Raw genomic sequence first — 17,682 nt, 5'->3', positions numbered from 1 at the left:
CTTACTGTTCGCGCGTGCTGCGCCATTCCACCAGTTCTTCGATGGTCAGGATCGGCATGCCGTGCAATTCGGCGAAGCGTTCGATATCGTCGCCGCGCATCATGCTGCCGTCCGGGTTCATCAGTTCGCACAGCACGGCGGCCGGGTTCAGGCCCGCCATGCGCGACAGGTCGACCGAGCCTTCCGTGTGGCCACGGCGCTCGAGTACGCCACCGGGCGCGGCGCGCAGGGGGAACACGTGGCCGGGGCGCACCAGGTCGGCCGGCTTGGCGTTCGGCGCGATGGCGGCGCGGATGGTGGTGACCCGGTCGGCGGCCGACACACCCGTCGTGACGCCGTCGCGCGCCTCGATGGAAACCGTAAACGGCGTGCCGTAGCGGCTGCCATTGTCGGAGGACATGGGCGGCAATTCCAGCGCGCTGACGACGTCGGTGGGCAGGCACAGGCAGACGATGCCGCTGCATTCGCGGATCAGCAAAGCCATGGTTTCATTCGTGAGTTTCTCGGCAGACAGGATCAGGTCGGCTTCGTTTTCACGGTCGAAATCGTCGAGCAGAATGACGGGGATGCCGGCGCGCATGGCGGCCAGGGCGGATTGGATGCGACCTTCGAGGTCGTTGGAAAGCAGGGTATAGCTGTTGACTAACATGGTGAAACGCTCCTCGCATAGGCGAAAAACGCTGCAGGGCAAGCGAATAGACGCAGCCGGCCGCATCGACAGGTCGATGGGACATCGCGTTTACTGCACATCTTCTTTCATCCGGACTATACCGTCGGCCCCGGAATCACACCGGATCTGCTGACCTCATCAGGCGAAACCTGACAAGCGCTCGCGGGCTTGACCGTTGCCGGTCTTACCGCCGGTGGGGAATCGCACCCCGCCCCGAAGACGTATTGTTGTGCCGGTCCACATGACCGGCGGCAATACTTTAGCACAATTGAAAAAAGCTGGCAGGGCACTGCTGAGTTTGTCATTCGGTAAAGTTGCCTGGGAAAAGCAGGTTTTTCTAAGCTGTTTTTAATGGCGGAAAGACGATTTCAGTGTAAGGTACGCTTACTGAATCTTACCGTTGAGAATACATGAAGCTGAGTAAATTACGCCTGATCTCGGGCGCCGTCTTGCTGGCGTGCGCCTGCATGGCCCAGGCGGAAATCCGTTTGACCGATCCCCTGCCGCTGGCACCGGAAGTGACTGTAGGAAAATTGCCAAACGGCTTGACCTATTACATCAAGAAAAATGCCCGTCCCGCGCAGAAAGTGGAATTGCGCCTGGTGGTAAAAGCCGGCTCCATCCTGGAAGATGACGACCAGCAAGGCCTGGCGCATTTCACGGAACACATGGCCTTCAATGGTTCCACGCATTTCAAGCGCAATGAGCTCATTTCCTATTTGCAATCGATCGGCGTGAAGTTCGGCGCCGACCTGAACGCCTACACGAGCTTTGATGAAACCGTGTACGTGCTGCCGATTCCGACGAACAAGAAGGACAACCTGGAAAAGGGTTTTCTCGTGCTGGAAGACTGGGCGCATGGCTTGAAATTCAATCCGGCCGACATCAACAGCGAGCGCGGCATCGTGCTGGAAGAGGCGCGCCTGGGCAAGGGCGCCAGCGACCGCATGAACAAGGTGCTGTATCCGAAGCTGCTGAACGGTTCGCGCTATGCGCAGCGCATGCCAATCGGCAAGGAATCCGTCTTGAAAACGTTCAAGCCGGAAGCCATCAAGCGTTTCTACAAGGATTGGTACCGGCCTGACCTGATGGCCGTGATGGTGGTCGGTGACGTGGAGCCGAGCCAGGCTGAAAAACTGATTCAGCAGCATTTCGGCAAACTGAAAAACCCCGCGAAACCGCGGCCGCGCCTGTATGCGGAAGTGCCGCAGCGCTCGCAGACGGAAGCGCTGGTGATCACGGACAAGGAAGCGCCGGACGACACCGTCTTCATCCGCTATCCGATCCGCGCCGCGCAGGAGGCCGTCACCATTGCCGACTACCGCCGCCAGATGATCGAAAACCTGTATGGACAGATGCTCAGCGCGCGCATGCAGGAATTGACGCAGCAGGCGAACCCGCCCTTCATCCAGGGCGGCAGCAGCATGGGCAAGCTGGTGCGTGGCTACGAGTCGTTCAGCGCGTATGCCTTGCTGGGCAAGGGCGGCGTGCAGCCGGCCGTCGACGCGCTGGTGCAGGAAGATGAGCGGGCGCGCCGCTTCGGTTTCAGCCAGGATGAGCTGGACCGCGCGCGCAAGAACATGCTGCGCAATTACGAGCGCGCGTACAGCGAGCGCGACAAGTCCGATTCGTCCGGTTTCGTGGCCGAGTATTCGCGCAACTTCCTGGAGCAGGAAGCCATCCCCGGCATCGCCAATGAATTGCTGTACGCGCAGGAACTCTTGCCGCAGGTGACCTTGCAGGAAATCAATGAAACGGTGGCCAGGGTCATCCCCGACCAGCAAAAGAAACTCGTCGTCTTCATGGGCGCCGAGCCGAAAGCGGGCGCCAGCGTCCCGACGCAGCAGCAATTGCTCGACGCCGTGGCGCAAGCCGAGCGGCAGAAGGTCGAGCCGCGCACGGAAAAAGTGCTGGCCAGCAAGCTGATGGACGGCCCGCCGGCCGGCGGCAGCATCGTTTCGGAGAAGTTGAATAGCGCCATCGGCGTGACGGAGCTAACCCTGGGCAATGGCGTGCGCGTGTTGCTCAAACCGACCGATTTCAAGAATGACCAGGTGCTGATGGGTTCGACCCGCTTCGGCGGCCAGTCGCTGTTTGGCGACGCCGACATCTACAGCGCCCGCTATGCCAGCGCCGTGGTCGGCAGCATGGGCTTGAAGGACCTGGCGCCGCTGGACTTGCAAAAGGTGTTGGCCGGCAAGACGGTCAATGTGGGCGCTTCGCTGGGCGAACTGAGCGAAGGCTTTGGCGGCTCGGCCAGCAGCGCCGACGTGGAATCCATGCTGCAACTCGTGACTCTGTATTTCCATGACGTACGCAAGGATGCGGGCCTGTACCAATCCTTCATCGGCAAGCAGCAGGATCTGGCGAAAAACAGCATGGCGCAGCCGGAAGCCGTGTTTTACGATGCCGTCCAGCACGCCACGTTTGGCGACAACCCGCGCGTCGATGGCGTGCCGCGCGCGGCCGACTTCGACAAGGTGGGCCTGGACCGTTCGCTGGACATTTTCCGCCAGCGCTTTTCCAGCGCGCGCAACATGACCTTCATCTTCACGGGCAGCTTCGAGCTCGAGAAGATCAAGCCCCTGATCGCCAGCTACCTGGGCACCTTGCCCGTGGCCGAGGTGCCGCACGCCTACCGTGACGTGGGCATGCGCCCGGTGACAGGGATCGTCAAGAAAGATATCTACATGGGTAGCGAGCCGAAGAGCACGATTTCCATCACCTTCAATGGCGACGTGGCGTATTCGGACGAGCAAAAGCTGACCCTGCAGGCGCTGGGCGAGGTGTTGAACCTGAGAGTCATCGAAGTGCTGCGCGAAAAGATGAGCATGATCTATGGCGGCGGCTTCGAAACGTCCATGGGCCAGCATCCGTACGGCCATTATTCGGTGGCGCTGAACTTGCCGACGGGGCCGGAAAACGTGGACAAGGTGATCGCCGCCGCGTTTGCCGAAATCAACAGGATGAAGGCCGAGGGGCCGTCTGTGGCCGACCTGGAAAAGGTCAAGCTGAACTGGATCACGCGCCAGCAGAAATCCTTGCGGGAAAATAATTACTGGATGAACCAACTGATGGGTTCGGTGACGCAGGGCCGCGATCCCGCGCAGATCCTGCGCTACGAGCAGCGCGTGCGTGCCATCACGCCGCAAGCCGTCAAACAGGCGGCGCAGCGCTATCTGGACATGCACAATTACGTGCAGGTGGTGCTGTATCCGGAACGCAAGAACGTTGCAGTCAAGTAATCTTCATTGTTGAACTGCAGCGGCGGCAACGTGGCGAAGCTGTTAAACTGCTGCTGATTGATGTGATCGCAATTTGACAAGCAAGGAAATACGATGGCTAAGAAAGAAGAACTCGATCCGGAAACCCTGGAATTGATCAACTGGTGTATCGAGGTTGAAGGCTTTCTGGTGGCCGGCGGCGCCACCGTGGCACAGGCGCAAGACCACATCGAAGAGCAGGTCGAGTGGTTTACCGACCAGTTCTACGACGGCTTGACGCCGGAAGAGGCGGCCAAGGAAGCGCTGGCGTGATGCGCCAGTAACAAGCGAGCAGTAACAAAGCGGGCGGTGCCTGCCGGGCATCAGCCTGGTAGCGCCGCCCGCTTTGCTTTTCTGAAAAGATTCCCGCAGGGAAATTGTTTATAATTCCACGCTTTATTTTCCATCCCAGGCTCCCATGACACTCCGTTCACGCATTCTCCTCCTGTGTTTCAGCACCTTGCTGGGCATCGTCCTTATCGCGTCATTCTCTCTGTATTCCCTGCGCCAGACCATGATGGCCGAAAGGGTGGAGCAATTGACGGTGTTGGTAGAATTGGCCAACGCGTCCGTGGAAAAGGCGTATGCGCTGGAACAGTCGGGCAAGCTCACGCGTGAGCAAGCCCAGCAGCAGGCCAAGCTGGCCATCGGCAGCTTCGTCAAGGACGAGATGTATTATTTTGTGCGCGACTTCAGCACCGATTTGCTGTACGTGCACCCGAATGCGTCGCGCATCGGTGTGCCGCAAAAGAACATGAAGCAGTCGGGCGACCGCTACCGCGCCGCGCTGGCCACCAGCCGTATCGGCCTGGTGCAGGCGGACGGCACGCGTCCCGGCGTGAAGGACCCGGTGGCGAAGATGTATGCCGTGGTGAAATTTGCGCCGTGGGACTGGCTGATCGGCACGGGCACCTACATCGATGACATCAACCACAAGTTCTGGGCCCAGGCCGGCGTGCTGCTGGCCATCGGCGGCGCGCTGATGCTGGTGGTGGGCGCCCTGGCGGCGCTGATGCTGCGCCGTATCCTGGCCCAGCTCGGTGGTGAACCCGACTATGCAGCGGCCATCGTGGCGCAAATTGCCCAGGGCGATCTGACCACGCAGATCGATACGCGCCCCGGCGACACGTCGAGCTTGCTGATGGCGATCAAGGCCATGCGCGATAACCTGGCGCATCTGGTGAGCCAGGTGCGCAACGATGCCGATGCCATTTCCACGGCGTCCGGCGAGATCGCTTCCGGCAACCACGACCTGTCCGCGCGCACGGAGCAGCAGGCGGGATCGCTGGAAGAAACAGCCTCGACCATGGAAGAAATGACCTCGACCGTGCGCCAGAATGCGGACAATGCGCGCCAGGCCAACCAGCTGGCTATTTCTGCCTCGCAAGTGGCGACGCAGGCGGGCGGCGTGGTGAGCCAGGTGGTCGATACCATGGGCGCCATCAATGCCTCGTCGAAAAAGATCGGTGACATCATCGCCGTCATCGACGGCATCGCCTTCCAGACGAATATTTTGGCCTTGAATGCGGCCGTGGAAGCGGCGCGCGCGGGCGAGCAGGGGCGTGGCTTTGCCGTCGTCGCCAGCGAGGTGCGCAATCTGGCGCAGCGTTCGGCCGCCGCCGCCAAGGAGATCAAGCAATTGATCGATAGTTCCGCCGAGCAAGTGGGTGCCGGTGAAAAACTGGTGGCGCTGGCGGGCGAGACGATGGAGAAAGTCGTTTCCAGCGTGCAGCATGTGACCGATATCGTGGCCGAGATTTCCTCGGCCAGCGCGGAGCAGAGCGCCGGCATCGAGCAGATCAACCAGGCCATCGTCGAGATGGATAACATGACGCAGCAAAACTCGGCCCTGGTCGAGCAGGCTTCGGCGGCGGCGCAGGCCATGAACGAGCAGGCGGCCGGGCTGGCGCAGATCGTCAGCGTGTTCAAGGTCGATGCCGTGGCGCCGGCAGCGGCGGCGCTACAGCGCAGCGTGCCTGCGGCGCGACGCCTGGCGCGTTAAGCACTTTTTCTGTCATGCGGGGAACTTATCCCCGGCTCACCTGTCCAAACTTTTTCGTCCGCAAGGGACGCACAGAAGAGGTGAGCATGACAGACGGTTTTTCGTATCACGCGGCATTTGCCCGCAACCTGGGCTGGGTCACGCAGGCGGAGCAGGACAGCTTGCGCGGCAAGCGCGTGGCCATTGCCGGCATGGGCGGCGTGGGCGGCGTGCATTTGCTGACCCTGGCGCGGCTGGGCATTGGCGCTTTTCACATCGCCGATTTCGATACCTTCGATATCGCCAACTTCAACCGCCAGGCCGGCGCCATGGTCTCCACCCTGGGCCAGCCCAAGGTGGCCGTGCTGGCGCAGATGGCGAAGGATATCAATCCCGAACTGGAGATTAAACAATTTCCTGACGGCATACACGACAGCAACCTGGCGGAGTTTTTTGCCGGTGTCGACCTGTATGTGGACGGCCTGGATTTCTTTGCCTTTCCCGCGCGCCAGGCCACCTTCGCCACCTGCGCGCGCCTGGGCATCCCCGCCATCACGGCCGCCCCGCTGGGCATGGGCACGGCCGTGCTCAGCTTCATGCCCGGCGGCATGACGTTCGAAGAGTATTTCGGCTGGGGCGACTTGCCCGAAGAAGAAAAAGCCCTGCGCTTTCTCGTCGGGCTGGCGCCGGCCGGCTTGCACGGCCCCTACCTGGTCGACCCGTCGGCCATCAACCTGAAGGAGCGGCGCGGACCGTCGACCATCATGGGTTGCCAGCTGTGCGCGGGCGCGGCCGCCACCGAGGCGCTGAAAATACTATTGAAGCGCGGCAAGGTGATGGCCGCGCCGCACGGCATGCATTTCGACGCCTACCGCAACAAGCTCGTGCGTACCTGGCGTCCCGGCGGCAACCGTCATCCGCTGCAACGCCTGACGATGGCCATCATCAAGCGCCGGCGCGCGGCGCAGGGGGCGTAAATGGCGCAAGCACCGCAAATCGATCCTGTGCTGGAAAACATCCTCGACCAGGCGCGCTGGGCGCCCAGCGGCGACAATACGCAGCCGTGGCGCTTTGAAGTCGTGAACCCGCGCCATGTCGTCGTGCATGGCTTCGATACGCGCAGCCACTGCGTGTATGACCTCGACGGCCATCCCAGCCAGCTGTCGCTGGGCGCCTTGCTCGAAAGCATGGCGCTGGCCGCCAGCAGCCATGGTTTGTGCATGGAAGCGCGCCGGCGCGGCGGCTTGCCCGACACCTTGCCCACGTTTGACGTGCACTTTGTCGACAGCCCCGGCATGCTGCCCGACCCGCTGGCGGCCTTCCTGCCGCAGCGCAGCGTGCAGCGGCGACGGCTCAGCACGCGCCACCTGCGCGCCAGCGAAAAGGCGGCGCTGGCGGCCAGCTTGCCGCCCGGCTACAGCGTGCAGTGGTTCGAAGGCTGGCGCATGCGCCTGGCCTGCGCGCGCCTGATGTTCGACAATGCGAAGCTGCGCCTGACCATGCCCGAAGCGCACAAGGTGCACCGCGACGTCATCGAATGGGGCGCGCGTTTCAGCGCCGACCGCATCCCGGAACAGGCGCTCGGTGTCGACCCGATGACGGCGCGGCTGATGCGCTGGGTCATGCACAGCTGGCGCCGCGTGGATTTTTTCAATACCTGGCTGGGAGGCACCATTGCCCCGCGTCTGCAGATGGACTTGCTGCCGGGCCTGTATTGCGCCGCGCATTTCGTGCTGCTGGCCGAGGCGCCGCCGCGTCACATCGACGATTACGTGGCGGCGGGCAGGGCCATGCAGCGCTTCTGGCTGACGGCCACGCAGCTGGGCCTGCAGTTACAGCCGGAACTGACGCCGCTGATCTTCGCCCGTTATGTGCGCGAACGGCGGGCCTTTTCGCACACCGACGGCATGCTGGAACTGGCGCAGGAACTGGCGCTGCAATGCCAGGCCGTGCTGGGTGCGGTGGCGTTTGATCGGGCCGTGTTCCTTGGCCGCATCGGCGCCGGCCCGGCGGCCCAGGCGCGCTCCTTGCGCCGGCCGTTGCAAGACTTGCTGGTGGCGCCGGTCAACGGGAGGACGCTTGCGTGAGCGGCATGGGCTTGCCGCTTGCCGCAGCGAAAGAGCCGCTGAGGACATCAGCGGCTCTTGGACTGGATGATCGCATGTCAAGCCTGGCGTTGCCCGCGTTGCTGGCGGCGCGCAGTCATGCCCAGGCCAAACAGGCCGATACCGAGCAGGGCGATGGTGCCTGGTTCAGGTACAGCGGCCTGGAATAATTCCAGGCCGCCACCGTCGGCCATCGCGACGAAACTGTCGGTCAGGCTGCCGCCGATGAAGCTGTTGGTATTCCCGCTGAGGGACTCCAGCGGGAAAAACGGGTTGGGGTTGACGAAGAACAACTGTCCTTGCGGCGTCAATGTGGCGTTCAGCAAGGCCTTGAAGTCGCCCTGGGCCAGGCCGGCGAAAATGTGTGCTTCGCCCACGTCGAGCGTGTAGGTCACGATCGCATAGTCATCCCCGGAGACGCCACCCACATTCACCGGCGAGCCTGCGACGTTACTGACCGACAGTGCCGTGTCCTGGTTGGGGTCGATGTACAAGGTCATGGTCAGGGTTTGAAAGGTAGCGAAGATCCCGCCAGCCAGCGTATCGGACTGGCCGGTGATGGAAAACAGGCCATAGATGCCATAGCCATTCAGGGCGTTCAGTTGCGATGGAACGCTGCCGCCAGTGGGACTGCCGAAAGCGGCCTTGCTCAGAAAGCCTGTTTGAGTGAAAGGATCGTTGCCACCACCCAAACCGCCAACGATGGTTTGTTCGACGCGCGCGTGATATTCAAAGCTGATGCGGTCGGCCACCACCAGATTGGCTGCGGCACCGGGGACGGAACCTTCATTGACGGTAAACAAAGGACCAGCGAATGCGGGAGCACTGATCAGCGCGGCGCCGATGGTGGCCGCGGAGAGAGCGAGACGCAGAAACGAGGACAGCGTTTTCATGGCATTTCCTTCAGCGTGAGGGTTGATCGGACCAGGTCACTGTGGCGGCTGCCTCAGATAACCTCATACGCCCTTGAAGCAGAATTCGTACCATGTAATATTTGTATTTAAATTCAACAGCTTATAAAAACAGGGATGGCGTTTTTCGTGCTTGTGTAAAAAAAATCGACGTTTTACCCGGCCGATGGCGCGGCTCGCGGGCGCCAGTCTTTCCTGTCATCGGCTAGAGTGGGCCAAAGGAGGTCACCATGCAACTACCATCCCGTCATGCCCCGCTGCGTGCGCACAGCACGCCTGAACCGGATATCCCGCCGCCGCCCGAAGGCGATCCGCTGACGCCGCCGCCGGAAAAGCCGCCGCACACGGACCCCGTGCCCGTCGAGGAACCGACCCCACCGCCGCCGCCCGTCAGGATGGGTTGACCAAGTCGTCGCGCACCTGAGTGCACCTGAGCGGCGATGCCACTGCCGCGCGCTGTTTATTTCTGGTCGGAAATGAATTGTGCGGGCGGCGGAGTCGCCACGCCAATTAAACAACAAAAATGCCAATAAACATTGCCGAGTGGATACAAATCAAGCGCTAACTGCTGTGTGTCATGTGGCCGTCACGATTCTGTTCTTATAATGAGACATCATAAAAATTCTTGTACAGGAGACCATCATGGGCAATTCCTTGCATAACAAAATCTACCTGGGCCGGCGCCCAGTGATCACTGGCAAAAACCTCGCAGCGCTGGCGCTGGCGGGCGCCGTCGCTGGCTGCGGCCTGGCGTGGCTGCTGCTGCGCAGCTACAAATAAGCGCGCTTCACGCACATTTTCAGTACGCCATCCGTGGGGTGGGCGGCGACTGAATCACGTTGCCTGTTGCCGATGCGCAGCGGGGCGCGTACCATGGGGGCCGAACACCTGGCCTTTTATGGAAAAGTAATGAAGAACGAGAAATTAACAACCGATGAATATGACGCGCTGGAGCAAGTTGCACGCGGCATCAAGACCGAGCGCCCCAGTGCTTGCGTTGCCCGCAATGCCAAGCGCCTGTCCGGCCTGAAGCTGCTCAGCTATGCACGCGATGGCCGTTTGTCCATCACCGAGAAAGCCCAGCAGCTGCTGTTCCTGCGCCGCTGCATCATGGGGCTGCGCGCCGTCGCCGCCGATCCGCTGACCAGGCTGGAGTCGGACGTGGCCTATTTCCTGGGCAAGAAAGCCCACATCGTGGCGCGCGCCGAAGGCGAGGGGCACGACATTTCCGACAAGGGCCGCGACTCGCTGGCCGACATCGACACCCTGGGCCTGTAGAGCCTATCCCGGCAGAAGACGCTCCCTACCAGGATAGACTCTGCGCTTTGCCACCGGCCCCTGGGGCCGGTTTTCATATCCCCACTCTTTTTCTTATTTCCCCCTTGGAGAACACTTTGGATAGCGCGATGAACTGGTCGGCCCACGAACTGACGATGACGGTCCTGATGACGCCCGATATGGCCAACTTTTCCGGCAACGTGCACGGCGGCACCATCCTGAAATACCTCGACAGCGTCGCCTACGCCTGCGCCAGCCGCTATTCGGGCAGCTATGTGGTGACCTTGTCGGTGGATCAGGTGATGTTCCTGCAGCCTATCCACGTGGGTGAGCTGGTGACGTTCCTCGCCTCGATCAATTACACGGGCACGACCTCGATGGAAGTGGGCATCCGCGTGGTGACGGAAAACATCCAGCAGCGCCTGGTGCGCCACGCCAACAGCTGCTATTTCACGATGGTGGCCGTGGATGCCAACCGCAAGCCCGTGGCCGTGCCGCCGCTGGTGCTGGAAACGCCGGAGCAGCAGGTGCGCTTCGAGCAAGCCAAGCTGCGCAAGCTGTCGCGCCAGAAGGTGTCGAAGAAATAAATGCAGCGGACATGAAAAAACGGCCACCAGAGCGATCTGGTGGCCGTTTTTTTATTGCCTGCCGCCTGCTGGCGGCATGGCGCCGTGATTAACGGTCGCCGTAGCTGCGGCGTGCGCCGTCGGTGCTGCGCGGGTTGGAACCCTTGTAGCCGCCGCCGGTGCTAGGTGCGCCGTCTTTGCGTGGTGCGCCTGGCTTGCTGAACGTGCGTTGCGCTGGCTTCGCGCCGCCACGGTTGTCGCCTGGTTTCCAGCCGCCTGGACGGGCGCTCGAACGTGGTGCCGACGCCGTTTTCTTAGGCTCGAAACCTTCGATGACATTGACCGGGATCAATTGCTTGGTGAAGCGTTCGATGCGCTTGACGTTCATGCCTTCAGCGTGGTTCACCAGCGAGATGGCCAGGCCATTGCGGCCAGCGCGGCCGGTACGGCCGATGCGGTGGACGTAGTCTTCCGGGAACTTCGGCAGATCGTAGTTGAACACGTGGGTGATCGTCGGTACGTCGATACCGCGGGCGGCAACGTCGGTGGCGACCAGTACTTTGACCTGGCCGCGGCGCATGCCGTCCAGGGTGCGGTTACGCGCGCCCTGATGCATGTCGCCGTGCAAGGCGGCAGCGGAGAAACCGGCGATGTTCAGACGGTCGGCGATGGTGTCGGCGTCACGCTTGGTGGCGGTAAACACAACAGCCTGGTCCAGGGTTTCGTCACGCAGCAGGTGGTCCAGCAGGCGATTCTTGTGCGACAGATCGTCGACGAAGTGCACGCGCTGGGTGATGTTTTCATGCTTGTTCGACGAACCGGCGATCTGGATGACCAGTGGGTTTTTCGTGATGCGGCGGGCCATGTTGCCAACCACGCCGTCCAGCGTTGCCGAGAACAGCATGGTTTGACGGCCTTCTGGCGTCGCGTCCACGATTTTTTCGATGTCGTCGATGAAACCCATGTCCAGCATGCGGTCGGCTTCGTCCAGCACCAGGATTTCCAGTTGCGAGAAGTCGATCTTGCCCGAATCCATGTGGTCGATCAGACGACCAGGGGTGGCGACCAGAATCTCAGGATTCTTGGCCAGCAATTGCATCTGTTTAGGGTAAGGCATGCCACCCAGGATCGACACAGCCTTGATGCGGCGGATGCCGGTACTGTACTTGTCGGTGTTGGTGGTCACTTGCAGGGCCAGTTCGCGCGTTGGCGTCAGCACCAGCATTTTTGGCTGGGCAGCCTTGAAGCGTGGACGCTCGCCGCGGGCGCGCGATGCTTGCATTTCCTGGTTCGGCGTCTTGCTGGCGGCGCTTTGTTCGGCGCTGGCCAGTTTGTGCAGCGACGGCAGCATGAACGCTGCGGTCTTGCCCGAACCGGTCTGCGACGAGACCAGCAGGTCACGGCCTTCGATCGCGGCTGGAATCGCTTGCGACTGTACCGCGGTTGGCGCGGTGTAGCCCGATTCGGTCAGAGCGGCGATGATGGACGGATGCAGGCCTAAGGATTCAAATGTCATTCTTTTCTTTCGTAAAAATCAGCGTTCTTGCAAAAAGCAGAACGCAAAATAGCAACGCCAACCAAAACGAAATGACTCAACTAGAAAGAAATTTCGGCACAAAAGCTTTGCGCCGGGACGGTGTCAGGTGCGACACACAAGGCGGGAGGGCTTTATAAGCGGCATCCTGTGGATGCGCTAAGGCTTGCGAAGCTGCTAAGTTTGTAATTGCATGTTACTGCGGTGTTGCCATCGCTTCAAGCGAACATATTGCAGCGCACAACGACACTATACCGTATTTGCCGCCGTTTTGCACGGCCTAAATGGGAAGAAACGACAGTCCTACCACGTTTTGAACATGTTTCCTATGCGAAATAAGTAAGAATACGTAGTTTTCGTTGATTTAATTGAGCATGGCCACGATGTCGGCGGGCAGTTGGGGTGCCTGTGCCGTTTCCCTGGCCAGGTTGATTTGCCGGGTCACCTGCGCCAGTTCGGCCAGGCCGGGTTCCAGCTGATATGTTCCCTTGGCATGCAGCCATGCCAGTACGTCGGCCAGGTGCCAGATGCTGGCGCTGCCCTCATGCACGGGCACGGGGAAGCTGTGGCGGTGTTTGCTCATCAGCTTGTGCAGGTTTTGCCGGGACAGGCCCAGTACCTGTGCCACGTCCGTCAAGCCCACGAAGTCGGGCGCGGCCTCGACCAGCACGGCTTCGGGCACGATGGCTTTGACGTCGGCCAGGGCGCTCAGCAGCGCTTCGTTGGCATTGCTGGCCTCGCGCGTGAATTCCAGCGCCAGCCGTCCCGCTTGCCCGATGCCCGCCAAGGCGTCGTCGCAGCCGCCGTTGCCCAGGCGCTCGGCCAGCGCGTCGAGGTCGTGTTCGTGGTCGGGCAGGCGATACTTGAGCGTAAAGATGTAATCCATGGCGGTTATCTCCTGCGTTGCATGCAGTCGTGCATCAGTTTATTGAAAGTACAATTATCTACTACTCGCCGGATCGCCCGTGCGTGGTTGCCGGGATTTTTCGGCGTGCTCCAGATGCAGGCGATGCAAAACTCGCCACAGCGGCAGCCGTCGTCATTGTAGGGGCAATAGATTTTCCCCCAAGCATGGCTGCCACCCACTTCCACTCTCCAGCCCTGGCTTTCCGCGTGGCGCAGCGCTGCTTCGATTTCTTTCTTGGGATGCGAGGAGCGCGCCATGTGATGTCTCCAATGTAGGTCAATATTTTTCGGTTGTCAAGTGACAACCTAAAAATACCGACCATCACCGCATCACTCTACTTCGGGATTGACGGCCATCACTTGCGAAAAGCCGCCATCGACGTAGGTAATCTCGCCCGTGATGCCCGAGGCCAGGTCGGACAGCAAAAAGGCCGCCGTGTTGCCCACCTCCTCGATGGTGACGTTGCGGCGCAGCGGTGCGTGTTCCGCCACAAAGCCCAGCAGTTTACTGAAATCCTTGATGCCGGAGGCGGCCAGGGTCTTGATGGGGCCGGCGGAGATGCCGTTGGCGCGGATGCCGCGCTGGCCCAGCGATTCGGCCAGGTAGCGCACGGACGCTTCCAGCGACGCCTTGGCCAGGCCCATGGTGTTGTAATAGGGCACGGCGCGCACGGCGCCCAGGTAGGTCAGGGTCAGGACCGAGGCGCCCGGATGTAGCAGGGGCAGGGCGGCCTTGGCCATGGCAGGAAAACTGTAGGCGGAAATATCGTGCGCGATGCGGAAGCTGTCGCGCGACAGGCCGTCGAGGAAGTCGCCGGCAATCGCCTCGCGCGGCGCAAAGCCGATGGCGTGTACCAGGCCATCGAGGTGTTCCCAATGCTGCGCCAGGTCGCTGAAGACGGCGCTGATCTGTTCATCGCTGGACACGTCGCAGTCGAATACCAGTTCGCTGCCGAATTCGGCCGCAAATTCTGTGATGCGTTCCTTGAAGCGCTCGCCCACATACGTGAAGGCGAGGGTCGCACCTTCGCGGTGGCAAGCCTTGGCGATGCCGTAGGCGATGGAGCGGTTCGACAGCAGGCCCGTGATGAGGATTTTTTTACCTTGCAAGAAAGCCATGACGACTCCTGTCTGGGGTGGTGGGCGGGTAAGGCGGATGTACAACCGGCCGCGACAGCAGAGCTGTGGCGGCCGGTGAGGTGCGTCAATACAACTCAGGCGATCAGTGACGCGCTTTTGCCCGGCTGTTGCCGCCACCTCGCTGGATGCGCGGTTTTACGAGGGAAATTGGCGCGGCTTGCACCTTGCCGCCCTTGGCGACGCGGCGCAGTGCCTTGGCGGCCCGTTCCGGACGGTCCGCTTCCAGCAGCATGGTGGCGCTGTCGGCGATTTCCTGGGTGATGTCCTTGTTCATCGTGGCCGAGGTTTTCGGCACGAGGATGGTGGAGCCGGCGCGCAGGCTGGTGCGCTGGGGAATATTGTTGGCCTGGCGCAGCACGTCGGCCGTGGTGCCGAATTTCGACGCCAGCGTTTCGATGCGTTCGCGCGCATTGGTGATCTTGTGCGTCGTCCAGCTCGACAAGGCATGGCCCCATTGCGCCAGGTTGGTGGTGAACTTGGCCGCGTTTTCCTGTGGCAACAGAATCTTGGTCTTTTCGCCGCCGATGATGACGGGGCGGTTGAATTGCGGGTTCAGCGCCTTGAATTCGTCGGTCGACAGTTCGGCCAGCTGGGCCGCGACGGTGATATCGATGTCGCTGGTCTTGTCGATGGCCGTGAAATACGGCTGGTTGTCGACCACAGGCAGGGTCAGGCCGAACTGGGCCGGATTGGCGATGATGTTTTTCACCGCTTGCAGTTTCGGCACGTAGTTACGCGTTTCAGCCGGCATCAGATCGGCCAGGCTTTCGAAGTCGGTCGGCTTGCCCAGCGCCTGGTTTTTCTTGATGGCGCGCTGCACCGAGCCTTCGCCCCAGTTGTAGGCGGCCAGCGCCAGTTGCCAGTCGCCAAACATGTCATACAGGCGCTGCAGATACGTCAATGCCGCATCGGTCGAGGCCAGCACGCCGCGGCGGTCGTCCTTGAACATGTTTTGCTTGAGGTTGAAATCGCGTCCGGTGGCGGGCACGAATTGCCACAGGCCGGCCGCACTGGCGCTGGAGAAAGCCTGCGGGTTGAAGGCGGACTCGATAAACGGCAGCAAGGCCAGTTCCGTCGGCATGCCGCGCTTTTCCAGTTCCTGCACCACGTGGAAGATATAACGCGAGGCGCGCGCCGTGGTGCGCGCCAGGTGGTCGGGGCGGGTGGCATACCAGTTGACGTGGTTCGCCACCAGCTGGTTGTTGATGTCGGGAATCGCATAACCGCTGCGGATGCGGCCCCAGACGTCGGCTTCGCGCAGCGGATCGGAATTGTCGCTGAGGTTTTTCAGCAGACGGTCGGTCTTTTGCAGGCGGTTGTCGAGGGTGGGGAGTTTCGCCGTGACCTGGGCGGTCATCGGGATCAGGGCAGGTGTGGTTGCAGCGACTGGCGCGTTATCGCTCTCAACACCGGCTTCGTACGCCTGGCTGAGGGCGGGCGCAAGCGCCAGGGCCAACGCCGCCAGGACGGTAGATTTAAAGGAGTTTTCGTGCATAGTGTTCCATTGTTGTCGTCGGAGAAACATCGGACAGACCCATGATCAAGCTGCGAGTGTACGTATATCCACATGCCGGAGTCAAGAATTATGTCAGCATGATGACAGGAAATACGCGGTAATAAGTGGGAAACGCCTAGGTTTCCATTCGCAGATGCTGTCATTATTGCAAATTTAATTTGCCCGATGCGTGATTCGGCCGCTGTTATAGCATACATGGCGAGGGCGATGGCGCAAGCCTGGCAGCCGTCCAGTATGAGACTGCGCAAAGAGTGCGTACAATTTGGCTTTGGCCGGCCATTCGGCTGCCGGCTGCCATATTGATAGAGAGTCATGCATATGAACACCCCGCCGCGCCACGACGACGACAACGCCGTCATCATCGCCAATACCGTTGCCTGGCTGGAAAAGGCCGTGATCGGCCTGAACCTGTGCCCGTTCGCCAAGGCCGTGCACGTCAAGAAGCAGATCCGCTATGTGGTGTGCGAGTCGAGCAATCCGGAAGATTTGCTGGCAATGCTGATGGACGAGCTGCAAACGCTGGCCGACACGGACCCCGAGCAGATCGACACGACCTTGCTGATCCATCCGTACACCCTCAACGATTTCCTCGACTACAACGAGTTTCTCGATGTGGCCGATGCGGCCGTGGAAGACATGCACCTGGCCGGCGAACTGCAAGTGGCCAGTTTCCATCCGCACTACCAGTTTGCCGAGACGTTCGAGGACGACATCAGCAACTACACCAACCGCTCGCCGTATCCGACCCTGCACCTGCTGCGCGAAGACAGCATCGAGCGCGCCGTCGAGGCGTTCCCGGAAGCGTCGGAAATTTTTGACAAGAATATTGCCACGCTGGAAGCGCTGGGCACCGAAGGCTGGGAAAAGCTCGGCTTGCCGAAGGTATCCTGATGGCTGACAAGGAATTGCCGCCGCGTCCCGATACGCCGTGCGTGGCGGTCTGCTCGACCACCTTCGACGAAATCTGCCGCGGCTGCGGTCGCAGCGTGGTGGAAGTGGCCCACTGGGTGTCGATGACGGAGGAAGAGAAGGAAGTGGTGTGGGTGCGGATTCTTTCTCAAGGGTATCCGCGCCGGAATACTTAGCTAACCCAAGGGCAACTGCTGGGGTCAGACCCCCAAGGCCGCTAACGCAGAGCTCAGCGTTGGCGGCCGCGAGGGTCTGACCCCGGTACTATTGGCGTCAACTATTAATAACTACCAATAAAATCTTTCTTGCCCACTTCGATGCCATTGTGGCGCAGGATGTCGTACGCCGTCGTCGCGTGGAAGAAGAAGTGCGGCAGCGCGTAGTGGAACAGATACGTCTGGCCCGTGAAGTGCTTGGTCTTTTCGCCGCTGCCGGTGGTGATGGCGCGCGTTTCGCTGCCGTCGATGTCCGCTTGCGGCAGGCTTTCCAGGAAGGCGATGGTTTTCACGATGCGCGCTTTCAGCTCTGCAAAGCTCTGTTCGCTGTCTTCATACGGTGGCACGGCTACGCCGGCCAGGCGTGCGCCGCAGCCCTTGGCGAAGTCGGTGGCGATCTGGATCTGGCGCACGAAGGGCAGCATGTCCGGGAACAAACGGAATTGCAGCAGGGCGTTCGGGTCGATTTTCTTGTCTTGCGCGTGCGTTTCCGCCTTGTCCAGGATGGCGGCCAGGCTGCCCAGGATCTGTTTGAAGACGGGGATGGAAGCGGAGTAGATGGAGAAGGTCATGGTGGTTCCTCTAGGTAAAGTGGCGCGATGATAGCAAGCTGCGCGTTTTTCTGCTGGCCCTGGCCCGGCGCGCCGGGCCGCGTGTGGTTTTTCAGCCCTGTGTATATGGCATCAGG

General features: G+C 61.1%; 19 protein-coding genes and 1 riboswitch. Of the genes, 11 read left to right on the top strand and 8 right to left on the bottom strand.

The window, feature by feature from the left end:
• Position 1: 1 nt before the first annotated feature.
• Positions 2-649, bottom strand: coding sequence for a 3,4-dihydroxy-2-butanone-4-phosphate synthase (gene ribB / locus C8C92_RS19725; RefSeq protein ID WP_116745019.1), 648 nt, complete (start codon positions 647-649; stop codon positions 2-4).
• Positions 650-744: 95 nt separating this feature from the next.
• Positions 745-895: riboswitch (FMN riboswitch) on the bottom strand.
• A gap of 185 nt (positions 896-1,080) precedes the next feature.
• Here ribB and C8C92_RS19720 point away from each other — a divergent pair.
• From C8C92_RS19720 to C8C92_RS19700, 5 genes are all read left to right on the top strand, one after another.
• Entirely contained in the window at positions 1,081-3,915 is a 2,835-nt protein-coding gene (locus C8C92_RS19720) for an insulinase family protein (protein WP_116745018.1), read from the top strand.
• A 93-nt stretch (positions 3,916-4,008) separates the two neighbouring features.
• Positions 4,009-4,206, top strand: coding sequence for a hypothetical protein (locus C8C92_RS19715; protein ID WP_010399555.1), 198 nt, complete (start codon positions 4,009-4,011; stop codon positions 4,204-4,206).
• Between the two features lie 145 nt (positions 4,207-4,351).
• Complete coding sequence (locus tag C8C92_RS19710) at positions 4,352-5,935, top strand: methyl-accepting chemotaxis protein (RefSeq protein ID WP_116745017.1); 1,584 nt, start codon at positions 4,352-4,354, stop codon at positions 5,933-5,935.
• A gap of 86 nt (positions 5,936-6,021) precedes the next feature.
• The gene (locus C8C92_RS19705; protein WP_116745016.1) at positions 6,022-6,891 is read left to right on the top strand and encodes a ThiF family adenylyltransferase; all 870 of its coding nucleotides are present in this window, start codon (positions 6,022-6,024) and stop codon (positions 6,889-6,891) included.
• Positions 6,892-8,001, top strand: coding sequence for a nitroreductase family protein (locus tag C8C92_RS19700; protein WP_116745015.1), 1,110 nt, complete (start codon positions 6,892-6,894; stop codon positions 7,999-8,001). It begins immediately after the preceding gene.
• Between the two features lie 77 nt (positions 8,002-8,078).
• Here C8C92_RS19700 and pepA read toward each other — a convergent pair whose 3' ends face one another.
• The gene (pepA, locus tag C8C92_RS19695) at positions 8,079-8,912 is read right to left on the bottom strand and encodes a flocculation-associated PEP-CTERM protein PepA (RefSeq protein WP_116745014.1); all 834 of its coding nucleotides are present in this window, start codon (positions 8,910-8,912) and stop codon (positions 8,079-8,081) included.
• 248 nt (positions 8,913-9,160) lie between these two features.
• On the opposite strand from pepA, the gene C8C92_RS27575 reads away from it, so the two are divergent.
• The 4 genes from C8C92_RS27575 to C8C92_RS19685 all read left to right on the top strand — a co-directional run bounded on the left by C8C92_RS27575 (position 9,161) and on the right by C8C92_RS19685 (position 10,795).
• The gene (locus C8C92_RS27575; RefSeq protein WP_165829504.1) at positions 9,161-9,334 is read left to right on the top strand and encodes a hypothetical protein; all 174 of its coding nucleotides are present in this window, start codon (positions 9,161-9,163) and stop codon (positions 9,332-9,334) included.
• A 238-nt stretch (positions 9,335-9,572) separates the two neighbouring features.
• Positions 9,573-9,710 (top strand): hypothetical protein, encoded by a 138-nt coding sequence (locus tag C8C92_RS27570; protein WP_165829503.1) that lies wholly within the window; start codon positions 9,573-9,575, stop codon positions 9,708-9,710.
• 129 nt (positions 9,711-9,839) lie between these two features.
• A complete protein-coding gene (locus C8C92_RS19690) occupies positions 9,840-10,208 on the top strand; it encodes a hypothetical protein (protein WP_071076464.1) in 369 nt (122 codons plus the stop codon).
• A gap of 128 nt (positions 10,209-10,336) precedes the next feature.
• Positions 10,337-10,795 (top strand): acyl-CoA thioesterase, encoded by a 459-nt coding sequence (locus C8C92_RS19685; protein ID WP_096238581.1) that lies wholly within the window; start codon positions 10,337-10,339, stop codon positions 10,793-10,795.
• Between the two features lie 88 nt (positions 10,796-10,883).
• On the opposite strand, the gene C8C92_RS19680 is transcribed toward C8C92_RS19685, so the two are convergent.
• The 5 genes from C8C92_RS19680 to C8C92_RS19660 all read right to left on the bottom strand — a co-directional run bounded on the left by C8C92_RS19680 (position 10,884) and on the right by C8C92_RS19660 (position 15,849).
• Entirely contained in the window at positions 10,884-12,290 is a 1,407-nt protein-coding gene (locus tag C8C92_RS19680; protein WP_071076465.1) for a DEAD/DEAH box helicase, read from the bottom strand.
• Positions 12,291-12,672: 382 nt separating this feature from the next.
• Positions 12,673-13,194: an AlpA family phage regulatory protein gene (locus tag C8C92_RS19675; RefSeq protein ID WP_099763121.1), complete on the bottom strand. Its 522-nt coding sequence runs from the start codon at positions 13,192-13,194 to the stop codon at positions 12,673-12,675.
• Between the two features lie 5 nt (positions 13,195-13,199).
• Positions 13,200-13,472: a hypothetical protein gene (locus tag C8C92_RS19670; RefSeq protein ID WP_116745013.1), complete on the bottom strand. Its 273-nt coding sequence runs from the start codon at positions 13,470-13,472 to the stop codon at positions 13,200-13,202.
• Positions 13,473-13,544: 72 nt separating this feature from the next.
• A complete protein-coding gene (gene fabI, locus C8C92_RS19665) occupies positions 13,545-14,333 on the bottom strand; it encodes an enoyl-ACP reductase FabI (protein WP_071076466.1) in 789 nt (262 codons plus the stop codon).
• Between the two features lie 103 nt (positions 14,334-14,436).
• Entirely contained in the window at positions 14,437-15,849 is a 1,413-nt protein-coding gene (locus tag C8C92_RS19660) for a transglycosylase SLT domain-containing protein (protein WP_116745012.1), read from the bottom strand.
• A 339-nt stretch (positions 15,850-16,188) separates the two neighbouring features.
• On the opposite strand from C8C92_RS19660, the gene C8C92_RS19655 reads away from it, so the two are divergent.
• Positions 16,189-16,761: a DUF1415 domain-containing protein gene (locus tag C8C92_RS19655; RefSeq protein WP_116746046.1), complete on the top strand. Its 573-nt coding sequence runs from the start codon at positions 16,189-16,191 to the stop codon at positions 16,759-16,761.
• Positions 16,761-16,955 (top strand): DUF1289 domain-containing protein, encoded by a 195-nt coding sequence (locus C8C92_RS19650; RefSeq protein ID WP_096236462.1) that lies wholly within the window; start codon positions 16,761-16,763, stop codon positions 16,953-16,955. The genes C8C92_RS19655 and C8C92_RS19650 overlap by 1 nt, the downstream gene beginning before the upstream one ends.
• Before the next feature lie 104 nt (positions 16,956-17,059).
• On the opposite strand, the gene C8C92_RS19645 is transcribed toward C8C92_RS19650, so the two are convergent.
• Positions 17,060-17,566: a DUF1993 domain-containing protein gene (locus C8C92_RS19645; protein ID WP_034779265.1), complete on the bottom strand. Its 507-nt coding sequence runs from the start codon at positions 17,564-17,566 to the stop codon at positions 17,060-17,062.
• Between the last annotated feature and the right edge of the window lie 116 nt (positions 17,567-17,682).

This window comes from Janthinobacterium sp. 78 (assembly GCF_003096775.1).
Taxonomy (GTDB): Bacteria; Pseudomonadota; Gammaproteobacteria; order Burkholderiales; family Burkholderiaceae_D; genus Janthinobacterium; species Janthinobacterium tructae.
The sequence above is the reverse complement of the archived record's forward strand: the minus strand, read 5'-3'. Positions and strand labels throughout refer to the sequence as shown.

Excerpts from the sequence above, each read along its gene's own strand:
- ribB (WP_116745019.1), bottom strand. The coding sequence starts at position 649 with ATGTTAGTCAACAGCTATACCCTGCTTTCCAACGACCTCGAAGGTCGC.
- C8C92_RS19720 (WP_116745018.1), top strand. The coding sequence starts at position 1,081 with ATGAAGCTGAGTAAATTACGCCTGATCTCGGGCGCCGTCTTGCTGGCG.
- C8C92_RS19715 (WP_010399555.1), top strand. The coding sequence starts at position 4,009 with ATGGCTAAGAAAGAAGAACTCGATCCGGAAACCCTGGAATTGATCAAC.
- C8C92_RS19710 (WP_116745017.1), top strand. The coding sequence starts at position 4,352 with ATGACACTCCGTTCACGCATTCTCCTCCTGTGTTTCAGCACCTTGCTG.
- C8C92_RS19705 (WP_116745016.1), top strand. The coding sequence starts at position 6,022 with ATGACAGACGGTTTTTCGTATCACGCGGCATTTGCCCGCAACCTGGGC.
- C8C92_RS19700 (WP_116745015.1), top strand. The coding sequence starts at position 6,892 with ATGGCGCAAGCACCGCAAATCGATCCTGTGCTGGAAAACATCCTCGAC.
- pepA (WP_116745014.1), bottom strand. The coding sequence starts at position 8,912 with ATGAAAACGCTGTCCTCGTTTCTGCGTCTCGCTCTCTCCGCGGCCACC.
- C8C92_RS27575 (WP_165829504.1), top strand. The coding sequence starts at position 9,161 with ATGCAACTACCATCCCGTCATGCCCCGCTGCGTGCGCACAGCACGCCT.
- C8C92_RS27570 (WP_165829503.1), top strand. The coding sequence starts at position 9,573 with ATGGGCAATTCCTTGCATAACAAAATCTACCTGGGCCGGCGCCCAGTG.
- C8C92_RS19690 (WP_071076464.1), top strand. The coding sequence starts at position 9,840 with ATGAAGAACGAGAAATTAACAACCGATGAATATGACGCGCTGGAGCAA.
- C8C92_RS19685 (WP_096238581.1), top strand. The coding sequence starts at position 10,337 with ATGAACTGGTCGGCCCACGAACTGACGATGACGGTCCTGATGACGCCC.
- C8C92_RS19680 (WP_071076465.1), bottom strand. The coding sequence starts at position 12,290 with ATGACATTTGAATCCTTAGGCCTGCATCCGTCCATCATCGCCGCTCTG.
- C8C92_RS19675 (WP_099763121.1), bottom strand. The coding sequence starts at position 13,194 with ATGGATTACATCTTTACGCTCAAGTATCGCCTGCCCGACCACGAACAC.
- C8C92_RS19670 (WP_116745013.1), bottom strand. The coding sequence starts at position 13,472 with ATGGCGCGCTCCTCGCATCCCAAGAAAGAAATCGAAGCAGCGCTGCGC.
- fabI (WP_071076466.1), bottom strand. The coding sequence starts at position 14,333 with ATGGCTTTCTTGCAAGGTAAAAAAATCCTCATCACGGGCCTGCTGTCG.
- C8C92_RS19660 (WP_116745012.1), bottom strand. The coding sequence starts at position 15,849 with ATGCACGAAAACTCCTTTAAATCTACCGTCCTGGCGGCGTTGGCCCTG.
- C8C92_RS19655 (WP_116746046.1), top strand. The coding sequence starts at position 16,189 with ATGAACACCCCGCCGCGCCACGACGACGACAACGCCGTCATCATCGCC.
- C8C92_RS19650 (WP_096236462.1), top strand. The coding sequence starts at position 16,761 with ATGGCTGACAAGGAATTGCCGCCGCGTCCCGATACGCCGTGCGTGGCG.
- C8C92_RS19645 (WP_034779265.1), bottom strand. The coding sequence starts at position 17,566 with ATGACCTTCTCCATCTACTCCGCTTCCATCCCCGTCTTCAAACAGATC.